General features: G+C 44.7%; 21 protein-coding genes and 1 rRNA gene. 17 read left to right on the top strand and 5 right to left on the bottom strand.

Annotated features, from left to right (window positions below; all coding sequences use genetic code 11):
• Positions 1-253 precede the first annotated feature (253 nt).
• Both rrf and BLQ53_RS18355 read left to right on the top strand, forming a co-directional pair.
• Positions 254-367: ribosomal RNA gene (gene rrf / locus BLQ53_RS18350) — 5S ribosomal RNA — on the top strand.
• 63 nt (positions 368-430) lie between these two features.
• Positions 431-961, top strand: a complete 531-nt coding sequence (locus BLQ53_RS18355) for a GNAT family N-acetyltransferase (RefSeq protein WP_093728764.1) — start codon at positions 431-433, stop codon at positions 959-961.
• Positions 962-1,015: 54 nt separating this feature from the next.
• Here BLQ53_RS18355 and BLQ53_RS18360 read toward each other — a convergent pair whose 3' ends face one another.
• Positions 1,016-2,284: a BaiN/RdsA family NAD(P)/FAD-dependent oxidoreductase gene (locus BLQ53_RS18360; RefSeq protein ID WP_093728765.1), complete on the bottom strand. Its 1,269-nt coding sequence runs from the start codon at positions 2,282-2,284 to the stop codon at positions 1,016-1,018.
• Between the two features lie 105 nt (positions 2,285-2,389).
• Between BLQ53_RS18360 and BLQ53_RS18365 the strand changes: the two genes are divergently transcribed.
• Together BLQ53_RS18365 and BLQ53_RS18370 are read left to right on the top strand one after the other, a co-directional pair.
• Positions 2,390-4,036, top strand: coding sequence for a putative polysaccharide biosynthesis protein (locus tag BLQ53_RS18365; RefSeq protein ID WP_244499399.1), 1,647 nt, complete (start codon positions 2,390-2,392; stop codon positions 4,034-4,036).
• A 3-nt stretch (positions 4,037-4,039) separates the two neighbouring features.
• The gene (locus BLQ53_RS18370; protein ID WP_093728791.1) at positions 4,040-4,762 is read left to right on the top strand and encodes a pseudouridine synthase; all 723 of its coding nucleotides are present in this window, start codon (positions 4,040-4,042) and stop codon (positions 4,760-4,762) included.
• A gap of 63 nt (positions 4,763-4,825) precedes the next feature.
• Here BLQ53_RS18370 and BLQ53_RS18375 read toward each other — a convergent pair whose 3' ends face one another.
• Positions 4,826-5,044: a DeoR family transcriptional regulator gene (locus BLQ53_RS18375; protein ID WP_093728766.1), complete on the bottom strand. Its 219-nt coding sequence runs from the start codon at positions 5,042-5,044 to the stop codon at positions 4,826-4,828.
• Positions 5,045-5,200: 156 nt separating this feature from the next.
• Between BLQ53_RS18375 and pepV the strand changes: the two genes are divergently transcribed.
• The 5 genes from pepV to BLQ53_RS18400 all read left to right on the top strand — a co-directional run bounded on the left by pepV (position 5,201) and on the right by BLQ53_RS18400 (position 10,216).
• Positions 5,201-6,616 carry a dipeptidase PepV gene (pepV, locus tag BLQ53_RS18380; protein WP_093728767.1) on the top strand — a complete coding sequence of 472 codons (1,416 nt, stop codon included), beginning with the start codon at positions 5,201-5,203 and terminating at the stop codon, positions 6,614-6,616.
• Positions 6,616-7,800 carry an MFS transporter gene (locus BLQ53_RS18385; RefSeq protein WP_093728768.1) on the top strand — a complete coding sequence of 395 codons (1,185 nt, stop codon included), beginning with the start codon at positions 6,616-6,618 and terminating at the stop codon, positions 7,798-7,800. The genes pepV and BLQ53_RS18385 overlap by 1 nt, the downstream gene beginning before the upstream one ends.
• Positions 7,797-8,348 carry an RNA 2',3'-cyclic phosphodiesterase gene (gene thpR / locus BLQ53_RS18390; protein WP_093728769.1) on the top strand — a complete coding sequence of 184 codons (552 nt, stop codon included), beginning with the start codon at positions 7,797-7,799 and terminating at the stop codon, positions 8,346-8,348. The genes BLQ53_RS18385 and thpR overlap by 4 nt, the downstream gene beginning before the upstream one ends.
• 6 nt (positions 8,349-8,354) lie before the next feature.
• Complete coding sequence (locus tag BLQ53_RS18395) at positions 8,355-9,266, top strand: NERD domain-containing protein (protein WP_093728770.1); 912 nt, start codon at positions 8,355-8,357, stop codon at positions 9,264-9,266.
• A gap of 164 nt (positions 9,267-9,430) precedes the next feature.
• Positions 9,431-10,216, top strand: coding sequence for a phosphotransferase family protein (locus tag BLQ53_RS18400; protein WP_093728771.1), 786 nt, complete (start codon positions 9,431-9,433; stop codon positions 10,214-10,216).
• Here the strand turns inward: BLQ53_RS18400 and BLQ53_RS18405 are convergent.
• Positions 10,213-10,497, bottom strand: coding sequence for a YtzH-like family protein (locus BLQ53_RS18405; protein ID WP_093728772.1), 285 nt, complete (start codon positions 10,495-10,497; stop codon positions 10,213-10,215). The genes BLQ53_RS18400 and BLQ53_RS18405 overlap by 4 nt on opposite strands.
• Positions 10,498-10,582: 85 nt before the next feature.
• On the opposite strand from BLQ53_RS18405, the gene trmB reads away from it, so the two are divergent.
• The 6 genes from trmB to melA all read left to right on the top strand — a co-directional run bounded on the left by trmB (position 10,583) and on the right by melA (position 17,077).
• Positions 10,583-11,221 (top strand): tRNA (guanosine(46)-N7)-methyltransferase TrmB, encoded by a 639-nt coding sequence (gene trmB, locus BLQ53_RS18410; protein WP_093728773.1) that lies wholly within the window; start codon positions 10,583-10,585, stop codon positions 11,219-11,221.
• A 266-nt stretch (positions 11,222-11,487) separates the two neighbouring features.
• On the top strand, positions 11,488-12,783 hold the full coding sequence (locus BLQ53_RS18415; protein WP_093728774.1) for an ABC transporter substrate-binding protein: 1,296 nt from the start codon (positions 11,488-11,490) through the stop codon (positions 12,781-12,783).
• 80 nt (positions 12,784-12,863) lie between these two features.
• Entirely contained in the window at positions 12,864-13,748 is an 885-nt protein-coding gene (locus tag BLQ53_RS18420) for a carbohydrate ABC transporter permease (protein WP_244499400.1), read from the top strand.
• Positions 13,749-13,752: 4 nt separating this feature from the next.
• A complete protein-coding gene (locus tag BLQ53_RS18425) occupies positions 13,753-14,598 on the top strand; it encodes a carbohydrate ABC transporter permease (protein WP_093728776.1) in 846 nt (281 codons plus the stop codon).
• Positions 14,599-14,614: 16 nt separating this feature from the next.
• Positions 14,615-15,499, top strand: coding sequence for an AraC family transcriptional regulator (locus BLQ53_RS18430; protein ID WP_093728777.1), 885 nt, complete (start codon positions 14,615-14,617; stop codon positions 15,497-15,499).
• 75 nt (positions 15,500-15,574) lie between these two features.
• On the top strand, positions 15,575-17,077 hold the full coding sequence (gene melA, locus BLQ53_RS18435) for an alpha-glucosidase/alpha-galactosidase (protein WP_093728792.1): 1,503 nt from the start codon (positions 15,575-15,577) through the stop codon (positions 17,075-17,077).
• 131 nt (positions 17,078-17,208) lie between these two features.
• On the opposite strand, the gene BLQ53_RS18440 is transcribed toward melA, so the two are convergent.
• Positions 17,209-17,526 carry a PepSY domain-containing protein gene (locus BLQ53_RS18440; RefSeq protein WP_093728778.1) on the bottom strand — a complete coding sequence of 106 codons (318 nt, stop codon included), beginning with the start codon at positions 17,524-17,526 and terminating at the stop codon, positions 17,209-17,211.
• Between the two features lie 142 nt (positions 17,527-17,668).
• Between BLQ53_RS18440 and BLQ53_RS18445 the strand changes: the two genes are divergently transcribed.
• Both BLQ53_RS18445 and BLQ53_RS18450 read left to right on the top strand, forming a co-directional pair.
• Entirely contained in the window at positions 17,669-18,736 is a 1,068-nt protein-coding gene (locus BLQ53_RS18445) for a M42 family metallopeptidase (protein WP_093728779.1), read from the top strand.
• Between the two features lie 25 nt (positions 18,737-18,761).
• Complete coding sequence (locus BLQ53_RS18450) at positions 18,762-19,289, top strand: DUF84 family protein (RefSeq protein ID WP_093728780.1); 528 nt, start codon at positions 18,762-18,764, stop codon at positions 19,287-19,289.
• Positions 19,290-19,309: 20 nt separating this feature from the next.
• Here BLQ53_RS18450 and BLQ53_RS18455 read toward each other — a convergent pair whose 3' ends face one another.
• On the bottom strand, positions 19,310-21,448 hold the full coding sequence (locus BLQ53_RS18455) for a methyl-accepting chemotaxis protein (RefSeq protein ID WP_093728781.1): 2,139 nt from the start codon (positions 21,446-21,448) through the stop codon (positions 19,310-19,312).
• Between the last annotated feature and the right edge of the window lie 103 nt (positions 21,449-21,551).

Here is a 21,551-nt window from a genome sequence, read left to right on the forward strand (position 1 = left end):
AAACGAAAAGCGCAGGAAACCGTTTAGAAACGGAGGAATAAGTGAGAGGCCGGAAAGGGCGGTTTTACCCTTTCAGGGCTATCGCTTAGGCCGCAGTTTCTGGTTTCTGGAGCTGGATCTTGCCGCAGCGCTAGAGACTTAGTAAGTCAACGCCAAAGACCAAGCACTCCGGTGCTTGGCACGCATGAGATGTGAGGCATGAAAAGTTTCTTATCTAGTTTTGAGGGTTCATTCCATATGAATGCTTGCATTGTCTGGTGGTAATAGCGAAGAGGTCACACCTGTTCCCATGCCGAACACAGCAGTTAAGCTCTTCAGCGCCGATGGTAGTTGGGTTCGCCCCTGCGAGAGTAGGACGCTGCCAGGCAAGATGAAATCCCTGATCCATATATGGATTAGGGATTTTTTGCTATAAATAAGGGGGCTTGAAATGGAGGATAAAAATGAAAGAAAACTTCTTATCCGGGAAGCGGAATTAAAAGATGCTGCTGCTTTGGCACAATTGAGACTTAAAACAGATGGAGAAACGGAATATATGGATAGGGAAGAGGGAGAGGGTTATTTATCTTCCAAAGATTTTGAAGAGTTGATAGAAACGGATCAGAAGGAAACGAAAAATTTATGTCTCGTTGCTTACGTCGATGAAGAAATAGTAGGTTATTGCAGATGTGAAGGAAATAAATTAAAACGACTTTCGCATCAAGTGACTTTTGGCATTGCTATCTTAAAAGATTATTGGGGATTAGGCATAGGCAGACGAATGCTGGAAATGGTCATTACTTGGTCTGAGGAGAAGAAAATACATAAAATCAACTTATCCGTTCTTGCCTCAAACAAAAGAGCGATTACTCTATACCAAACATATGGCTTTATTATCGAGGGATGCTTGAAAGACGATAAGAGGTTAAGTGATGGTGAATTTTACGATACGTTACTTATGGCGAGGCTCTCGAATAAGTAACTAAATAAACTACATAATAGAAACCCTCCATCATCGTATGGAGGGTTTTTCAAATTAATTTGCAGCGGAAGCAGCTTCCCATGCTGCATGCATGCCAGCTACCCGGCCTGTCACCATGGCGGAGGTGATATTATATCCTCCGGTATATCCATGTATGTCCAATATTTCGCCGCAGAAGTATAATCCATGCATAAATTTGGATTGCATGGTCGTCGGTACGACTTCCTTAACGGAAACACCGCCACCGGTAACAAAAGCCTTCTCGATTGGCTGAGAGCCATTTACAGGGAAGGTAAAGCCCTTGATCAAGCTGACGAACTGCTCAACGTTTTCCCGGGAAATATTTGCGGCTTTCGTATCCGGAACTATGCTGGCCTGTTCCATTAGAAAATCAAGATACCGTTCAGGGACGATGCCTTTCACCAAGTTACGGAAAGCTTTTTTAGGCTGCTCTTTTATCGTTTGTGAAAGCTCATCGATTAATACATGAGCTTTTTTGTCGGGAATTGCATCAATGTGAATACCGACACCTTTTCGTCCTTTCATCAGTTCCTTCACTACATACTGCGAGCAACGCAACACAGCAGGTCCTGAAATTCCAAAATGGGTAAACAGCATGTCCATTTGGTGCGTGACGATTGCTTTTTCTTTTTCATTCAGTACACTTACAGCTACATCCCGCAGTGCAAGTCCTTGCAGCTGTTTTTGTTTAATGAAGTCTGCTGAAGAAAGCAAAGGCACTTCTGTCGGATACAGTGTCGTAATCGTATGTCCTGCTTTCTTTGCCCATGCATAGCCATCTCCTGTACTGCCGGTATGGGGTACTGCCTTGCCGCCTACAGCGACAATGACAGCTCCCGTACCGATCTTTTCCCCGTCTTTCAGGATAATTTCGTGTGTTTGCTCGCCATAGTGGATTGCTTTGACTGGTGTTTCCGTTCGGACACGGACATGAAGTGCATCCAGACGATTGAGCAGGGCCTGTACAACGGATTTAGCTGAGTTGCTCACAGGGAACATCCGTCCATGGTCTTCTTCCTTCAGCTTCACACCAAGATTCTCGAAGAAATCAATGATATCGTAATTGTCAAAGATAGAAAATGCACTATATAAAAATTTTCCATTACCGGGAATGTGCTTTATCACTTCATCCTGCGGCAGGCGATTCGTGACATTACATCTGCCGCCGCCGGATATCGCAAGTTTGTTGCCAAGCTTTTTCCCTTTATCAATCAAAAGTGTTTCAGCTCCATGCTCGGCTGCCGATATGGCTGCCATGAGTCCGGATGGACCGCCGCCGATCACTACTACATCGTAATTCATGCTGGTTCTCCCTTTCTGCTGATGGGATCCAAAGGAATTCTTCCATCAGGTCTACTTTATGATAAAATAGATTCATTGGATTTTAAAGAGGAGTTAGGTGAAATAATGGCTTTGTCGACAATGATTCGCGGGACATTGCTGCTGACGGCAGCTACATTCCTGTCGAAGTTACTCGGGATCATCTATGTTATCCCGTTCAATGCATTGGTAGGTTCCTCAGGGGGAGCTTTATTCAACTTTGCATATACCCCATATAATATATTGATCAGTATCTCTACAATCGGTATTCCGTTAGGTGTTTCAAAATTTGTATCAAAATATAATGGATTAGGGGATTACCGGACAAGCCAGCGTGTATTCAAGACAGGTTTCACAATAATGGGTGTAACAGGTGCCACAGCGTTCCTCATCATGTATTTCGGTGCAGACTGGATTGCACAGTGGAGTGTCGGGGAAGGAAAGTCTGGTTTTACGACAGACACTGTTGCTTATGTTATCAAGCTCGTTAGCTTCGCCAATCTCATCATACCTGCGATGAGTATCGTCAGGGGATTTTTCCAAGGCAACCAGTCTATGGGGCCATCTGCTATTTCCACAGTCGTAGAACAGATTGCTCGCATTGTGTTCTTATTGCTCAGTGTCTATCTTGCCCTGCACGTCTTCAATGAAAACATCGCAGTAGCAGTCGGATATGCGACATTCGCGGCATTTGTCGGTGCACTTGCATCCTGTGCAGTGCTCTATGTCTATTGGCGGGCTCGCAAACCTCATCTGGAGCTGAATATGAGGCAGCAAAAAGTCCGTCCCGCAGCTATGTCAGATAAGACAATTATTAAAGAATTGCTTAGTTATGCAGGACCGTTTGTCGTAACGGGAATAGCGACATCGATTTATCAGTTCATCGATCAGTTTACGATGCCGCGTGCATTGGACGCAATCGGACTGGACGATGTGGCTGTTGATATTTTGGGTGTAATAAACTTTTACGGTCAAAAAATCATCACTATACCCATGACATTGTCTATCGGGTTATCCTTGGCTGCAGTTCCGGCCATCACCCGTGCATTTTTCGCCGATGACCGTAAATTGTATTTACAGCAAATCAATCAGTCATTGCAAATCGTGCTTTTCTTGATTTTACCTGCCAGCATCGGTATTGCATTGCTGGGAAGTGAAGCCTACACAGCGTTTTATGGAACGGAAGCTGTTCTCAATCCTGATATAAGAGCGGGTAATCTTATGGTTTGGTACGCACCAGTAGCGCTGCTGTTTGCGTTGTTCACGACAACGTCATCCATCCTGCAGGGCATAAATGAGCAGCGTTTTTCCGTCATCAGTTTGACTGCAGGATTATTAGTGAAGATTTTCTTCAATATTCCGCTCATCCATGCATTCGGTGCAAAAGGAGCTATCTTTGGTACTGCTTTAGCAGTCGGGATTGCGACTGTACTGAATTTCCTTAAAATGAAGCATGTACTGAACTTCCCGGTGCGACAGCTTGCAAAGCGGACAATCTTGATTTTGATTTTCACAGCAATCATGTCGGCTGTGGTATTGCTTAGCAAGTTTCTTCTAGGTTTTGCAATTACTTTCGAAGATGGACAAATTGCCTCTGCTGTCATCATTTTCGTCTGTGCATTTGTAGGGGGAGGGGTTTATATGATTCTTTCGTATAAGTCCACGCTGCTTGAACGGGTACTCGGAAATCGGATCGGATTCCTCGATCGTCTATTGAAAAGAAGGAAGGGTTAAATGATGAGATTGGATAAGCTGCTGGCAAATATGGGATTCGGAAGCAGAAAAGAAGTGAAGTCGCTCCTCAAACAAGGAGCTATCACGGTGAATGGCGCCCAGGTCAAATCACCTTCCATCCATGTGGATGAAAAGAAAGATCATGTACAGGTGAATGGAGAAACAGTGGAGTACAGGGAGTTCATCTATTTGATGATGCATAAGCCGCCTGGATTGGTATCGGCAACTGAGGATAAGCGGGACGAGACCGTGGTCGATATCCTGCAGCCGGAAGACCGCATATTCGAACCGTTTCCTGTCGGCAGGCTGGATAAGGATACGGAAGGGCTACTGCTTTTGACAAATGACGGGACACTTGCACATCAGTTATTATCACCAAAGAAACATGTGCAGAAGGTTTATTATGCCCGAATCGATGGTGAAGTGACCGAAGAGACAATCAAGCAATTCCGGCAAGGTGTAACCTTGGATGACGGTTATGTGACGAAGCCGGCAATCCTCCATATCCTGGACGCTGGTCCGGTTTCTGAAATCGAGATTACGATCACGGAAGGCAAATTCCATCAGATCAAGCGCATGTTCGAAGCGGTCGGTATGGAAGTCATTTATTTGAAGAGATTGCGCATGGGCAGCTTGGAGCTGGATGAGGATCTTGAACTGGGTGAATACAGGGAACTTTCTGATGAGGAACTGGACAGGCTGTTTGAGGATACAAAAAAAAGCTGATCTGCTTGCAGATCAGCTTGCCTTAAATGGTTAAGAAATTTCACATAGGTTGTACGATTTGAATCAAGAGATTTTGACTTTTTTTGAGGTCGTTGACCAAACCCCCCGATGAGGACTTTGTACTAAACCGTTATACTCCAGCACGTTCAAATCGCGCTGTACCGTACGGTCCGTAATACCAAATTCTTCAGCCAATTCAGTAGTAGAAACTGTTTCCCTTTCTCGGATGTAAAGATAGACAGCTTTTACACGGTTTAGCATTCGGGATGTTGATTGATTCAAAAAACCACTCCTTAGTTTTACATAAGAATCTGGTGCTCTAAATCTCTTTCTACCCGTATTTTACATCAATTACGCAAAGAAGGCTAGGAGATAGGTTAAATTTTCTGTTAATTACCCTTTACAAGAATATTGATAAAAATTCAGGAGGCGAAAGCAATGGAAAGAATCGATTGGTTTGAAAAGGCATCAGCTTATAAGGAAGCTTATGCAGAAGTATTGAAAGGTCTTGTATCCATTCCAAGTGTATACGATGTGTCGACAAAAACGGACAAAAAGCCGTTCGGGGAAAAGATTGATGAGGCACTTTTGTATATGCTGCAAACAGGTGGAAATGATGGATTTTCGACCAAATATGTCGATGGCTATGCTGGCCATATCGAGTATGGAAAAGGAGACGGCTTGGTCGGTGTACTTGGTCATTTGGATGTCGTGCCAGCTGATGGGGAGTGGACCTATGGTGCCTTCCATCCGACTCTGGCTGAAGGTCGTCTTTTCGGTCGAGGAACCTTGGATGATAAGGGACCGGTTGTTGCCGCATATTTTGCCATGAAGCTCCTGAAGGATATGGGCCATGAACCGAAAAAACGTATCCGCTTGATCATGGGTACGGATGAAGAACGCGATTGGCAATGTATGGAGTATTACTTCCAGCGTGAGGAAATGCCGGATACCGGCTTTACACCGGATGCGGACTTCCCGCTCATATACGCGGAAAAAGGAATCATCGATGGCTATATCTCACTGCCACCTGTGACTGCACAAAGCGACATGCTTCGACTGGAGCACTTTGAAGGTGGTAAAGCATTGAATATGGTTCCAGGACACGCAGAGGCACTTCTGACAGGCGAGCGTATCAAACAAGTGGAAGAATCATATATAGCTTTCCTTGCCGCTGAAGGGTTTGATGGCAAGGCGGAAGCTAAAGAAAATACTATACGCCTCAGTCTGTCCGGTAAAGCTGCCCATGGCTCGACACCTGAAAAAGGAAGCAATGCCGTAGTGGCACTGGCTAAGTTCCTCGTTTCCCTTCCGATGCACGGTAAAGTAACGGAAAAGCTGAGCTGGCTTGTCGAAAAGTTCGAAGATTATCATGGAAATGGCATTAATCTAGGGCTGACTGATGATGTATCAGGACCGCTGACGCTCAATCTTGGCGAGTTCAGCATGAAGGATGACCAGGCTTGGCAAATTGGAGTCAATATCCGTTATCCAGTCACAACCGCATATGATACTGTTACTTCAAGGCTGTTCACACAGCTTGCAGAAGCTGGCGCCGGATTCAATGAAACATCTCATTTGCCTTCTCTTTATGTGGAGAAGGATGATCCGCTGGTCCAAACGTTGCTTGCTGTATATCGTCGTCAAACAGGCGATGAAACCGATATCCTGGCAATTGGCGGGGGCACTTATGCGAGGGCGATGAAAAAAGGTGTCGCTTTCGGGCCGCTATTCCCGGGTGCACCGGACAGTGCCCATCAGCAAGATGAGCACATACTGCTTGAGGATATGCTGAAGGCCATTGCAATTTACGCAGAAGCGCTATATCTGCTGACAAAGGATGAGCATCTGTAATGCCGAGAGAAACGAAAACGACATACCGATCTTTACAATATTTTTACCTGACAGCATTCTTATCCAATGGATCCTTATTCCCGCTTCTCGCCGTTTTCCTGCAGGAAGAAAAACAGCTGGATCCTGTGCTTGTCGGTCTCATCGTCGCAGCGATACCGTTAGTCAATACGGTGATGGAGCCTGTCTGGGGGCTTTTGAGTGATTATACGCAGAAACCATTGCGCCTGCTGGCAGCAGCATTGACTGCTGCTGCTGCGCTTGCATTCATTTATTTGATATATGACCATTATGCACTGCTATTGCTTGGTATGCTGGCTATTGCCGTTTTTCAGGCGGCTGTCATCCCGTTATCGGACAGTATGGCCTTAAGCTTTGTCGAGCGTAATCAGCTTGAGTATGGCAATATTCGATTATGGGGAGCAATCGGATTTGCGGTTGCTTCCTTCCTGTTAGGATACATAACCGATTTTGTCGGGACATTGGATGTGATTTTCATTGCATATGGCCTATGCCTTCTGCTTGCGCTCCCGGCATTGCGCAAGTTTCCGCGGCAAGGCTATGATATAGCGGCAGTATCGATGAAAGAAGGATTACGCACGTTGCGTAAAAACAAGCCATTTTTATTTTTCCTAGTTTCCAACTTCCTTATTTTCGGGCCTATCTTAGCAAATAATTTCTATTTCGGAACATTCATTTTAGCTGCTGGTGGTACACTAAGTGCTGTCGGTATCGCTTTCTTCCTGGGGGCAGGCAGCGAAGCGCCATTTATGAAACTGGCCCATCGGATCATCGGAAAGATGAGTGTCATCCATGTTGTCATGCTAAGTGCTGCTGTATCCGGCGCGAGATGGGTTTTATACATGTTTGACCCGCCGCTTGCTGTCATTTTCATTACGACCATCATTCAGGGCTTATCGATCGGACTCTATGTACCTGCCGCTCTGCTATATATCAGGAGTGCGGCTCCTTCATCCGTTCAAGCAACAGCTATTGCGTTGTACTCCGCGGTCGGAACTGGTCTTGGCAACGCACTGTTCAACCTGATGGGCGGTATGATCCTGGAGATTGCGACTGTTTACCATATGTATGCATTGTTTGCTGCAACGACCTTCACAGGTGTGGGAATCTTAATTATCGTAAAAAGAATGAAATCTGCAGCAGAAGGGAAAAGAGGAATAGCATGAGTACACATTATTTCATTGGGATAAATACAGATGAATCGATCCAAGCGGCGTTGGCTGAGTGGCAGGAAGAACTGAAATTATATGTTCCGATGAAACAATGGCCAAGGCCGGAGGAATTCCATATTACATTGCAATTCCTTGGTCCTGCAGAAAAAGAGCAGCTAGATCAAATAAAGGAAGCCTGGCAAGGCACGGATTTCGGTGACGCATTTTCTTTGGAAGTATCCGGAATTGATATATTTGGCAGTCCCAAGCAGCCACGTGTCGTCTGGGCAGGTGTGAGACCATTTGATCAGCTTCATGCATTGCAACAGAAAGTGACTGCAAGCACGGAGCATGCAGGCTTCAAGACTGAAAATAGACCGTATCAGCCCCATATCACACTCGGGAAGAGATGGGGAGCAGGTAAAGTAGAGGGGCAGCTGCCACAGCTAGATAAACGGCTGACTTCACCGGTTATGGTGGAGAAGGTGACGCTTTATCGTATCGAACCAGGTAAACTGCCGAAATACGTACCTGTACTGGTCAAAGATCTGGAGAAGGAGTGAATTGATGTGGCTCAATTGATTAAGCTGCATGAATATATATCACGATATGAACAGAATCCTTACCGATATCCTGGTCAATTCATTAAATTGAAAAAAGAGAATTGGGAAAAGATGCACAGGGAATGGGAACAGCAGCAGGCTGCTCCTGCTCCCTTTATCATAGGGGAAGATAAGGAAGAGGCTCGCAGAAAACCATGGTATCGGGTATTTGGCAAGAATGAAGGAGAAATGGAAGAGCCTGAGCCTGCTCCGGTTTATATAGCACCGACGGAACAGGTTTTGAAACAGGATTATCTGGAAGAGCTTTTTGACTTTCAGTTGAAATGGGCGACTTCGACAATAGGGGAATTTTCTTTTTACGATCACAAGTACAAAAAAGATCCGGTTCTTCGTTACTTCCTAAAGCGATTTCCTGACACTTTCTTTGTCATGTATAAACCTGTTTTCGAAGTGAAGCAGACAACGATGGAGGCAGATACAATTCTGATTCACCCATTGGGCATCGAGATTATATCTGTTTTAGAGGATAAGCCGGATGTGTTATTCTGGACTTCTGATGATCGCACTTGGAAGAGGGAGTCGAAGGGACAGTTTTCCACGTTCCTCAATCCGATGCTTTCTTTGAACAGGACGGAAAAGCTGATACAAGGTATCCTGAAAAAGTATGATATCGAACTGCCTGTACAAAAAATTGTCTTAAGCAGAGAAAACCAGATTCGATTCGCAAGTGAGCCTCGAAATACACAGTTTATCGGTTCTAACAAGCATACAGCTTGGCTGATGGCCAAACGGGAGGAACAGCTGGCATTGAAACATGTACAGCTACGTGCCAGTGAAGTGCTGCTGGAACATGCCTATACAAAAGCTGTCGCCCGCCCAGAATGGGAAACGAAAGAAAACGAAGAATTTTTTAGTTAAATAAACTGTTTTTAAGCTCAATCATATTGATAAAACCATAGAAAATGTTGTAATCTTAAGTATGTCTGTCGAATTTGTTCGGGAATGTACTTGCCTTGTGTCACGCTGGGCTTGTTTACAGCTAGTAATGCAGAGCGATTGCACTAGGAAAGTAGGAATGAACGGTGAATTGGTTAGAACACATACTGGGGAATGAGTGGAAGATTGCTCCTGCTGGCGGTGTTACAGGAGAAGCATATTATGCAAAAAGCGGAGATCGTCAGCTATTCCTTAAGCGCAATTCCTCTCCTTTTTTGGCAGTTCTGTCAGCGGAAGGAATCGTACCAAAACTTGTATGGACGAAGCGGATGGAAAACGGGGATGTCATTACGGCACAGGAATGGCTGCTGGGACGCGGTCTGACTTTCTCCGAAATGAGCGATCCACGAGTGGCCAAGCTGCTCAGTAAGATCCATCATTCCTCCGAGATGCTGAATATGCTGATGCGGATGGGAAAAAAACCCCTGCAGCCAGAAACGAAAATGGAAGAGCTGCGAAAGAAGGCAGCTGGCTTCCAAGATCGGCTGCCTGCTTTGGGAAAAGTACTGAAGAGACTGGAACAATTCCTACCTGAGATGCCGGATCAGTTGTTAGCTGTTTGCCATTTTGATATCGATCATAACAATTGGATGATAAGTCAGCATGATGAGCTGTACCTGGTGGACTGGGACAGTGCCCTTATCGCGGACCCAGCAGCTGATATCGGAATGCTGTTGAGAAAATACGTTCCACTCCCTGGCTGGGAAGATTGGATGAAAGCATACGGGAAGCCGCTGGATGAAGCACTTCTTAAACGTATATACTGGTATGAGGCTGCCCGTATCATCATGTCTTTGCGCGATGACAATATGGAGCGTAAAAGTAAGGAATTGGCACAGCTGCTCATGGAAGTAAAACAGCTGAGCTGTTAACCTTGAAAGCTGTCGATTGTCTCTACCCAATCCTCGAGCTGTTCTCTGTTCGTAGTGATATGCGCATTGATATCGGCAGCTTTTTCACCAGCAGTACTGTACGAATGGATACTGGGAAGCAGAGCAAGGAGCTCCTGCTGATCAGTTGATTTATGGGATAAAATAGAACGTGCCAGGCGGGATATTTGCTCGCATTCGGATTTGCTTCCGCAGCAAGATTCGCAATGCTCGCTTAGGATATCCCGTAGCAGGCCAAGTTGGTTTTGAACGGAAAGTGACATTGATTTTCCCCTCCTTCCTGAGCATAGCGTGTGCGTTTTAATACCAAACTATGCAGGGGGCAGGGCAGAAATAGGAGTGAGATCTATGCGTGTGCGCCATAAACCTTGGGCAGACGATTATTTGAAAGAAAACGATCATATTGTGGTACCGGAACCGAAAAATCATAAAGGCAAATGGCGAGAGTTATTCGGCAATGATAATCCCTTGCATGTCGAGATTGGGTCCGGCAAAGGACAGTTCATTACTGGCATGGCTGCGCAGCACCCGGAATACAACTTCATTGGAATCGAATTGGCGAAAAGCATCATCGTCACAGCTGTGGAGAAAGCTGCCGAGGCGGATCTGCCAAATGTCCGGCTGTTGAATGAGAATGCTGCTGATTTCCGTGAGCTGTTCGAGGAGGACGAGGTGGACACCATCTATCTTAATTTCTCCGATCCATGGCCGAAGAATAAGCATGAAAAGCGACGATTGACTTATAAGAGCTTCTTGGAGCAATACAAAGCCGTACTGAAAGACGATGGAGAAGTGATTTTTAAGACGGATAACCAGAAACTATTCGAATATAGTTTATCCAGCTTTTCTCGATTCGGCATGATATTGCAGGAAGTGAAGCTTGATTTGCACGCCGAAAACGATCCAATGAATGTGAAAACGGAATATGAAGAGAAATTTTCTTCCCGTGGCTATCGAATTTACCGCAGTGTAGCCACATTTCAATAAAGATCCCCGGTAATAATTCAATATTTTAAGCTTATTGGCTGGTATGGAGACGGTGAAATACTCGTACTCCTGCCAGCTGATTTTTTATACCCATCTTCCTCTTTTCTTAAATGTCCCCTAAACAAATGTGAGTATTTTATAAAAATGAAGCTGTCTAGGTGATAAAACTATAAGTAATTATTTATGTTCAGTGATAAAGTGTTGTAAAACGGAACACGCTTGCAAGTGATGAAGCAGCTGTCAGTAAAAGAGAAAGGATGGACTTGATGAAAAAATGTCTTACACTTTTGATGTGCAGTATGATCATTGCTTCTTTGCTAGCTGCATGCAGTAGGAATGGAGAGCCCGTAAGTGGTTCGGGAGACCAAATTATTCTGGACTTCTGGACGGCGTGGGGTCCTGGTTCGAAAGAAGAGGAGATAGGATTAAAGGTGATTGAGACATTTGAAAAAGAAAATCCTGACATAAAAGTGAATGTTCAGGTGATGACGTTTGATATGCTATATGACAATATTATAACGTCGATTAATGCCGGGAATGCTCCGGACATAAGCTGGGGGTTGGGTGAATGGTTCAGTGATTTGAATCATGCTGACGCATTGCTTGACTTGACACCTTATTTTCATGAATGGGAAGAAAAAGACCTCATCTATGATAACGTGATCGAAGCATTGACTGTAAACGGAAAATTGAAAGCGCTTCCTAATTACTTGGGAAATCGAGCGTTGCTTTACAACAAAGATATCTTACATGAAGCGGGACTAGACGGGCCACCAGAAACATGGGATGAATTGCTAGCCATGGGGCCGATCATCAAAAAGAAAACGGGTAAGTATGCATTTGGTATATCTGGTACGGGTGTTCGGGCGCCACAAGAATTGATTATGTATTTAGCGCAAAATGATTTGGAACTTGCAGTGCAAGCTGAAGAAGGAAAGTTTAAAAATACTTGGAATGAAAATCCAGATGAGTTGGAAAGGGCGACGGAGGTATTTCGGTTTTACAATGATCTTTTGGAAGAGGGAGTAATCGATCCAAATGGACGATCATGGGGACACCAAGAAGAGGACACCAATTTCTCACTTGGGCAATATGCCATGGTTGTGAACGGTACATGGATGGAAGATACCATTGACGAGGCTGGTGTAATTGATAATTTAGGAATTGCTCCCCCACCTAAAAACGCATCCGAAGCAACGTATCTTGAAATTAGCCCGTATTATATTTTCAAAGATACGGACCACCCAGAAGAAGCATGGGAGTTAATGAAGGCAATGCTTGGAGATGAATACCAACAAGGAGCCAATCTTTATAAATCGCCTCGTATAGATGTAAAAGGGGAAGGACTATGGGCGGAAGGATACGACGGGTTAACTGAAATAGGCGCAGTGTTCCCGCAAGTGTCTCTTGGCAAAATTACAAATGATATGACAGATGCGGTCGGGAGGGTGCTTCTATTGGAAGAAAATCCTGAAAAGACAGCCTCATGGCTCGGAGAAGAGATAAATAAATCATTGGAAGCGAATGGCCAATTAAGTGAGGACGCAGTGCGAAGCAAGTAAAAGAAAAGGGTGATCGAATGAGAGTGAGTGTTGAAAAAGATGCGGAATCCCTCTCTCGAAAAAGAAGGCCCACCAGAGAGGTGAAGGCAAAACAAATCGCTTATATGTTTGTGTTACCCGCTTTCCTATTTTTCCTTGTCATTGTTGCTTATCCGCTGGTTTCGGTTATTTGGGATAGTTTTCATGACAAAAATCTTTTGAATACAGGAGATGGACGTTTCGTTGGATTAGCTAACTATGTGGAAGTGATTCGCAGTGAATATTTCGTCCAAGCTTTTGTAAATACGGGGATTTGGACAATAGTCTCTGTTGCAGGTGAATATATTTTAGGGATTGTGGCGGCACTTGCATTGGCGCAAAGAATACGTGGAAGAGCCATTTTCCGAGGTATCATCATTATTCCATGGATTGTTCCAGTAGTTGTCGCTGGACTGACGTGGACTTGGATGCTGACACCGGATTACGGCGTGTTGAATAGCTGGCTAGTCAAATTGGGTTTGCTTGATGAACCATATTATTTTCTCGGAGAGCCGGACACTGCATTATTATCGATCATTATTGTGAATATATGGCGCAGTTTTCCATTTTATACAATCACCTTATTAGCAGCACTCCAATCTATTCCACGTGACATATACGAAGCTGCTGCACTGGATGGTATCGGGCCGGTTGGCCGTTTTTTTAAAATCACGCTGCCGCAGTTGAAAAGTGTATCGATCGTATTGATAATGATCCATATCATATGGACAGCGATTAACTTTGATTTTATTTGGGTGATGACAGAAGGCGGTCCTGTTCACTCTTCGGAAACATTGCCGATCATGATTTATCGCTTTGCCATGCAAGAGTTGAATATTGGTTTGGCGTCAGCACTTGCTTCCTTAATGCTTGCATTTATGATCATTGGTTTCATGATGTATTACTTGTACATTCAGCGAAAATCTGGCAATAGGGGAGGCATGTAATAGTATGGTTGAATCAAAACGATCAAAGCTTGTGCAAAAGCTGCTGACGTATGTAGTCTTAGTCGCCTTTTCCTTGTTTTGTCTGTTTCCATTTCTATGGATGGTGATCACCGCACTGAAGCCCACCGACGAAGTACGGAGCACAAGGCCTAGTTTCTTTATCGAAAATCCGACATTTGACAACTTCTTGCACGTGTTTTGGAATACAGGGTTTTTAACGTATTTCAAGAATAGTCTTTTTGTAGGGGTGGCGGCGACTGCACTTTCACTCTTGATTTCAGTGTTAAGTGCTTATGCTTTGAGTCGTTTTATGCGATTCAGAGGGGTCAAGCTTGTCAGCGTTACGATGATTCTTTCGCAAATGGTGCCTCCTGTGCTATTGCTCATTCCACTTTACATCATCATGATGCAGCTTGGCTTTTTAAATACGCATATCAGTTTACTTGTAGCATATACAACATTCACGATCCCGCTTTGTACCTTTATGCTGACAAGCTTTTTTTCATCGATTCCAATAGAGCTGGAGGAAGCGGCGGAGATGGATGGCTGTTCAAAGATAGGGTTGATCTGTCGCGTCATATTACCGATTTCCATTCCAGGTCTGGTTTCAACATCGCTGTTTGCTTTTGTCAATGCATGGAATGAATTCATGTTTGGCTATGTATTCATAAATGACGATTCACTTCGTACATTGACACCTGGTCTATCTTTGTTTAAAGGATTGTATACGACGGATTGGGGAAGCATCATGTCAGCATCAGTGATGAGTGTCCTTCCAGTCGTGATCCTCTTTTTATACTTGCAGAAGTATCTCGTGGAGGGGGTGACAGCAGGAGCGGTAAAAGGCTAGAAAGAGAGGGAAAACAATGAGTCTATATGATGTTTCTTTGCGATCGCAAGCGAACTATCCATATGTGACTTTTTATTATTACAAGGAATGGCAGGATTTTGCGATGGAACTGCACGAGCATGATTCTGTAGAAATCATGTATGTTATGTGTGGTTCTTGCAAGATTGAATTAGAAGGTGAGACATTGCATTTAAAAAAGGGTCAATTCATCATCATCGATGCGAATGTTCCCCACAGATTGCATGTGCAATCAGAGAAAAAATGCAGAATGGCAAATGTCGAATTCGCTTTTCGTCCTGGTGTAACGAATTACCTTCCATTCAAGCAAGTGGTCGAAGAAACCCCTTCCCTTCTGCAAATGCTATGTGACTATCAGCCTTATTTGCTGTTTTTGGATTCGAACGATATCTATGGCTGTTTAAAGAATGTGATTCTTGAATTGGATAAGAAGGGGACATCAACTGATTTTATGGTTCAATTGCTGCTCAGTCAGCTTATGATCCGTATCTCGGAATTAGCGAATCGAAACGACTATGCACCTGAGCAAAATCTGTATAACAAGAAAGCCGTCGAATTTATCCATCAAAATTATGACAGGGATATTCGTGTAAAGGACATTGCGGATGCAGTACATCTTCATCCAGGCTATTTGCATCGTGTTTTTAAGGAAACAATGGGCTGTTCAATCAATCACTATTTAATTCTGCATCGTATGAAGAAGGCGAAAGAGCTCATAGCACAAACGGATATCCGAATAACAGATGTTCCTTATTATATCGGCGTGAATACGCAGCAATATTTCAGTACGATTTTCCGTAAATATACGGGTAATACGCCGATGGAATTCCGCAGGGAGCAGCAGCGTCTGCATTTGCAAAGTGACGATTTTATAAAAAAATGAACGCTATTAGTCTTTATAGTGAAAGTAATAAAATTCACAATGGTGCTACGATGAACAAGAAGGGAAGTGGATATCGTGAGTTTTAAGATAGCGTTTGTCGGTGCGGGCAGCATTGGTTTTACACGTGCGTTATTACGGGATATTTTAACTGTACCAGCATTCAAAGACATCGATATAGCTTTTACCGATATCGATGCAGATAATTTGAGCATGGTGACGGATTTATGTCAGCGGGATATTCGGGAAAATGGATTATCAATTGCCATCCAGTCAACACTTGATCGCAGAGAAGCACTGAAAGATGCGCGCTACATCATTTCTGTTTTTCGTATTGGCGGGTTGGAAGCATTTGAACAGGATATAAACATTCCGCTGCGCTACGGGGTTGATCAATGTGTAGGAGACACATTGAGCGCCGGAGGTATAATGTATGGTCAGCGCGGTATTCATGAGATGCTTGAAGTGTGTAAGGATATACGTGAGGTTGCCGAACCGGATTGTTTGTTGTTGAACTATGCCAATCCGATGGCCATGCTGACATGGGCATGCAATACGCATGGAGGTGTGAAAACAGTCGGACTGTGTCATGGTGTGCAAGGGGGACATCGCCAAATAGCCGATGTGTTGGGGTTGGAGCAGAAAGATTTGGACATCATTTGTGCCGGGATCAACCACCAAACCTGGTACATTCAAGTTAGCCATAAAGGCGAGGACTTAACAGGTAAACTTCTTCAAGCGTTTGAGGCACATCCCGAGTATAGTAAAACAGAAAAGGTCCGCATCGACATGCTTCGTCGCTTTGGGTACTATAGCACGGAATCAAACGGGCATTTAAGCGAATATGTTCCATGGTACCGAAAACGATTGGATGAAATTACCGATTGGATCGATTTAGGTACGTGGATCAATGGAGAAACAGGCGGCTATTTACGGGTGTGTACGGAGGGGCGGAATTGGTTTAAGGAAGACTTCCCGAACTGGATGAAAGAACCGGCATATCAGTATGTCGAAACAGAGCGGGGACAAGAGCACGGGTCCTATATCATTGAAGCGCTGGAAACAGGCCGAACATATCGAGGTCACTTCAATACGATCAACAAAGGCATCATTCATAACCTTCCACAAGATGCGATCATTGAAGCTCCAGGATATGTTGATCGAAATGGTATCAGCATGCCTGTTGTCGGGGACCTTCCATTGGGATGTGCTGCTGTTTGTCAAGCCAGTATTTCAGTACAGCGTCTCGCGGTCGAAGCTGCCATCACAGGAGACGATCGACTCTTAAGGCAGGCGTTTATGATGGATCCCCTAGTTGGAGCGGTATGCACACCGCCAGAAATCTGGCAGATGGTGGATGACATGCTCATCGCTCAGGAACAATGGCTGCCGCAATACAAAGAGAGCATCGTCAGTGCAAAGAAGCGTCAGCAAACGGAAGAACGTTTGCCTTTGAAAGAATACACAGGTGCAGCCCGTTTAAAAATAAAATCGGTTGAAGAAATGCAAACAAATCGACAAGAGGCATCCAAAAATGCTAGAGAAGCAGATAAAGCATTGGAGCGGCCTGCACAAACGTAACCAGAACAAGGATATTTGGACTGTAAGCAATCCCATCTGATTCCCGTAAATACTATAAATATTGCTATAGGGTACAAAAAAACACCCCAAAAGTTACGTATTGTTCTAACTTTTGGGGGGTATTTCTTTTTTTAGGATGCCGATTCGACAGCATCGATAACTGATCCAGTTTCTGCATCAACGAAGAACTCGTATTGAGCAGGTTTTCCATCGATCGTACGTGAGATACCGCCACGGTAAACAGTGTAAGTGAGGCCGTGCTTCACTTTTTCTTCCGGTTTCATATAAATCCAAGACCCACTGATTGGACCTTCTTTCTTAAATGCTTCTTTAGCGAATTTCAGCGCTTTTTCCGGAGTTACTTTCTGTTGTTTCGCAATCTGCTTCTGGAGCAAATAGCCAGCTGCAAGGCCAGCACCTACGATTGCTACTGTTTTCTTTACGCCCATTTTGGTCACCTCTTCAACATAAGTTATATTCTATTATAGCTTATTACCCAAGAAATATAAAACGAAACAACCTTTATGGCATGTTGAGGACCAATCGTTTACAATAGATATACAATAGTCTGACAAAAGGGAGTACATATGTATGAATCAAAAAACATTGGATTTATTCAAACAGCTGACAGAACTGCAGGCTGCACCAGGAAATGAGCAACTGATGCGAGCCTTTATGAAAGATAGACTAAAAGCTTATTCTGATGAAATCATACAGGATAAGCTTGGCGGTATCTTCGGGGTCAAGAAAGGCAAAGGACCTAAAGTGATGGTTGCCGGACATATGGACGAGGTCGGTTTCATGGTGACAGGTATTACACCGAATGGACTGCTTCGTTTTCAGACATTAGGCGGATGGTGGAGTCAAGTCCTGCTTGCACAGCGCGTGCAAGTCATGACCGAAGAAGGGCCGATTCCAGGTGTTATCAGCTCGACACCGCCACATTTGCTGACACCTGAACAGCGCAGTAAGCCTGCTTCCATCGATGGCATGCTGATTGATATCGGGGCGGATGATGAACGAGATGCATTTGAACTTGGCGTGAAACTTGGGCAGCAGGTTGTTCCGTTCATGCCATTTACCCCAATGGCCAATAAGAAGAAAATTTTGGCAAAGGCTTGGGATAATCGTTATGGATGCGGCTTGGCGCTTGAATTGATGGAAGAGGTATCCGGGGAAACATTACCGAACCAGCTGTACGCCGGGGCGACAGTGCAGGAGGAAGTGGGGCTTCGCGGCGCACAGGTAGCATCGAACATGATCAATCCGGATATTTTTTATGCACTGGATGCTTCACCTGCAAATGATGTGGGCGGTGACAAGCAAGCTTTCGGTCATCTAGGACAGGGTGCGCTTTTGCGTATTTTTGATGGTACGATGATCATGAATCGGAATATGCGTGAATTCATCCTAGATACTGCTGAATCCAATAATATCAACTACCAATATTATGTCGGCAAAGGTGGTACGGATGCTGGTCGCGTCCATTTGGCTCATGAAGGGGTTCCATCAGCAGTCATCGGAATAGTATCCCGCTATGTGCATACAAGTGCAAGCATCATCCATGTGGATGATTATGCGGCTGCAAAAGAGCTGTTGATCAAGCTTGTACGTGCGACGGATCAGTCGACAGTGGACCTTATTACTGCAAACGATTGATTTGACCAGAAAGGATGCGCAATGGATGAAATTGATAATAGGATCAAAGAATCCTGCTAAAGTAAATGCAGTTTCGACTGTATTCGGTGATACATGGACATTGGCAAGTGCAGTAGTCGATTCCGGTGTAAGTGCTCAGCCGATGAGTGATGAGGAAACACGTCTTGGCGCGGTCCAGCGTGCACTTGCTTGCAGCAAGCTAGCCGGAGCAACTGCTGGAATTGGCCTGGAAGGCGGCGTCACAGAGATGGATGATGGCCTGTACATCTGCAATTGGGGTGCGTTGGCTGTCGGGGATAAACTGTGGAGCGCAAGTGGCGCGAAACTGCTGCTGCCGGATTTTATCGCTGATCCCGTAAGAAAAGGTGAAGAGCTCGGTCCAGTGATGCGTGCATTCACTAGCAGACAGGATATATCAACGACGGAGGGAGCCGTCGGTGTCTTTACTGACGGACATATGTCCCGCGCGGCAATGTTTGAACATATATGTCTTTTATTGAAAGGTCAATATGCATTTTATGCGGCGAATGAAAAGAAGGAAGCGGAATGGTAATTTCCGCTTCCTTCTTTCGTTCAAGAGGTTTGTTTCCACTCTGATTCATCATCAGGGACAGCATACGCTTCTTTATTCATTTCATTGCTGTCAGTAAGTACTGTTTCGTCAGCTTCTGTTGGAGAGGAAGCTGGTGGCTTGTCTTCTTTTTCATCGGGTCCTGATTCATCTTTCGCAATGGATTCAAGGTCGAATTGGGCGACCTCGTCTGCCAAATCCTTGGCCAGCTGCTGCAGCTGCGATGCAGCGTTAGTCACGATACCGATAGATGATGCTTGTGTATCACTTGATGAAGCGACCTCCTGAGCTGCAGATGCTGCTTCGTCAGCAATTTGATTGATATGACCAAGCATGTCGGCGACGGTTTCATTACTTGCTGTAACTTCCGCGACAGAGGAGGAGATACCCTTTATCTTCGCATTACCTTGCTTCAATTGATGGTGGATGCGGTCAAAAGCGTTCGTCGTTTCTGCAACGCTTGTTGCTTGCACCCGCTGATAAGCGTCAAAGGTTTTGGCTTCTTCGGCCAAACCGTTCATTTGCTGATTCATGGAACCTACAAGTTTATGGATTTGCTGTGCTTCCTGTTTGGAGCGTTCAGCCAGCTTCTTCACTTCATCAGCGACGACAGCAAATCCTCGTCCATGCTCGCCTGCACGAGCCGATTCAATTGCAGCATTCAGCGCCAGTAAGTTCGTGCTTTCTGAAATCTCTTCGATCGTCTGGACAATCGAGCGGATTTGGTTCGCCTGTTCGACAGCAAGCTGGATTTCTGCAGTCAGTTTTTGAGCAAGTTTCAAGAAGCTGTCAGACGTCTCATGCAGCTGCTGCATTTGATCGATACCGATGCTTCCTTCCTTTTCTGCTTGCTTCATTGCCTCTTCGACTTGTAATGTTTCTTCCTTCATCGACGCAATGGCATGGCGGACTTTTCCGAGCATAAGATTGCTTTCCTCAAGCTGTGCTGCTTGGTCTTGCGCACCACCAGCTACTTGGCCGATCGCTTGATTCACTTCTTCATATTGTGCAGCTGTTTGCTGTGAAGCTGCTGCCAAATACGAAGATGAATCATCCAATACTTCTGAAGCTTCTTTTACCTTGATCATGGATTGTTCCATCTTGGCTGCCATCTGATTGAATGTAGTGCCTAAATCGGCCATCTCATCCTTTGTGGTAATTGGTACGCGGTAGGCCAGGTTGCCATTTCCGATGATCTCTGTTGCTTCTTTCAGCTGACGGATTGATTTTGTGATCGCTCGGATGAGCGGCCAGCCGGTGCAAAGGACAAGCAGGAAACTGAGTATGATGACAGCAAGCAAGATAATGCCGAGAATTGTGGAAGTTCTTTCATTCATTTGTTTTAGATTGTTTGTCTCTTCTATTGCTGTCTGTCCGACGCTGTCGACGGTCGTTGTCACTTCCAAGGCAGCTGTTTCAAAATTAGCGGCGAGTTCCGATGCCTGGGTGCGTGTATTCGTCAGTGTGGACATGGCCGATGTGTATTTCAGCAAACTGGAATTGATATCACTGACGGCGTCATTATCCAAGTCTGAATCCGAGATGGCAGTCTTGAATGCATCGACTGCTTCATCGAATGCACCTTTATCCGGGGCAGCTCCATTTGGAGGCTGGATGACTCCCTGCTCGGTCCTGGAGACATTCTCCAATGCGGCTGAAACTTCATCTCCTGCACCTTCGGCAATCTCATGAAAATTCATGGAAGCATCATTGATGATTTTACGGAGTCCTTCATCCGTCGTGTAGCCGATGGTTTCATTCATACTTGCCACTTTGCCCAGCTCTTCCTGATAGGAAGATGCGCCGTCCTTGATCTGTGTAAAGTATGCTTTTAAATCTTTATTTTCTTTGTAATCCTCTTCATATGTAGTGGCTTGTTTGTGGATACTTGCAATGGCACCCAACACGGCTTCTGCATTGGATGCCGAGGGCTGTGCGAAGTATGTCTCCTGCTTTTCAAGTGTATCAAGCATATCATCCTTGATAAATTGGCTCGATACAAATGCCTCCTGATACTGCTGCGTTTTCTCCGACATATTGTTTTGCTGGTAAAAGTAATAATAGGTAAAAGCCCCAAGCACGACAATGCTTGCTAGTGATAAGTACATGATCAAGCGTATCCGCTGGCGTATGGTATGCATTTGTTTCCCCCTTTTGAACTATTGTGTGCTCTCCTTAATTATAGGTATAACCTACCAATTTTACAATAAATTAATAAAAGTTTGATAATTTATTTGAATGATT

Source organism: Terribacillus halophilus (assembly GCF_900101385.1).
GTDB classification, from domain to species: domain Bacteria; phylum Bacillota; class Bacilli; order Bacillales; family Amphibacillaceae; genus Terribacillus; species Terribacillus halophilus.

What these genes read in the sequence shown, in the direction of transcription:
- BLQ53_RS18355 (WP_093728764.1), top strand. Translation starts at nt 431, where the DNA reads ATGGAGGATAAAAATGAAAGAAAACTTCTTATCCGGGAAGCGGAATTA.
- BLQ53_RS18360 (WP_093728765.1), bottom strand. Translation starts at nt 2,284, where the DNA reads ATGAATTACGATGTAGTAGTGATCGGCGGCGGTCCATCCGGACTCATG.
- BLQ53_RS18365 (WP_244499399.1), top strand. Translation starts at nt 2,390, where the DNA reads ATGGCTTTGTCGACAATGATTCGCGGGACATTGCTGCTGACGGCAGCT.
- BLQ53_RS18370 (WP_093728791.1), top strand. Translation starts at nt 4,040, where the DNA reads ATGAGATTGGATAAGCTGCTGGCAAATATGGGATTCGGAAGCAGAAAA.
- pepV (WP_093728767.1), top strand. Translation starts at nt 5,201, where the DNA reads ATGGAAAGAATCGATTGGTTTGAAAAGGCATCAGCTTATAAGGAAGCT.
- BLQ53_RS18385 (WP_093728768.1), top strand. Translation starts at nt 6,616, where the DNA reads ATGCCGAGAGAAACGAAAACGACATACCGATCTTTACAATATTTTTAC.
- thpR (WP_093728769.1), top strand. Translation starts at nt 7,797, where the DNA reads ATGAGTACACATTATTTCATTGGGATAAATACAGATGAATCGATCCAA.
- BLQ53_RS18405 (WP_093728772.1), bottom strand. Translation starts at nt 10,497, where the DNA reads ATGTCACTTTCCGTTCAAAACCAACTTGGCCTGCTACGGGATATCCTA.
- trmB (WP_093728773.1), top strand. Translation starts at nt 10,583, where the DNA reads ATGCGTGTGCGCCATAAACCTTGGGCAGACGATTATTTGAAAGAAAAC.
- BLQ53_RS18415 (WP_093728774.1), top strand. Translation starts at nt 11,488, where the DNA reads ATGAAAAAATGTCTTACACTTTTGATGTGCAGTATGATCATTGCTTCT.
- BLQ53_RS18425 (WP_093728776.1), top strand. Translation starts at nt 13,753, where the DNA reads ATGGTTGAATCAAAACGATCAAAGCTTGTGCAAAAGCTGCTGACGTAT.
- BLQ53_RS18430 (WP_093728777.1), top strand. Translation starts at nt 14,615, where the DNA reads ATGAGTCTATATGATGTTTCTTTGCGATCGCAAGCGAACTATCCATAT.
- BLQ53_RS18440 (WP_093728778.1), bottom strand. Translation starts at nt 17,526, where the DNA reads ATGGGCGTAAAGAAAACAGTAGCAATCGTAGGTGCTGGCCTTGCAGCT.
- BLQ53_RS18445 (WP_093728779.1), top strand. Translation starts at nt 17,669, where the DNA reads ATGAATCAAAAAACATTGGATTTATTCAAACAGCTGACAGAACTGCAG.
- BLQ53_RS18450 (WP_093728780.1), top strand. Translation starts at nt 18,762, where the DNA reads ATGAAATTGATAATAGGATCAAAGAATCCTGCTAAAGTAAATGCAGTT.
- BLQ53_RS18455 (WP_093728781.1), bottom strand. Translation starts at nt 21,448, where the DNA reads ATGCATACCATACGCCAGCGGATACGCTTGATCATGTACTTATCACTA.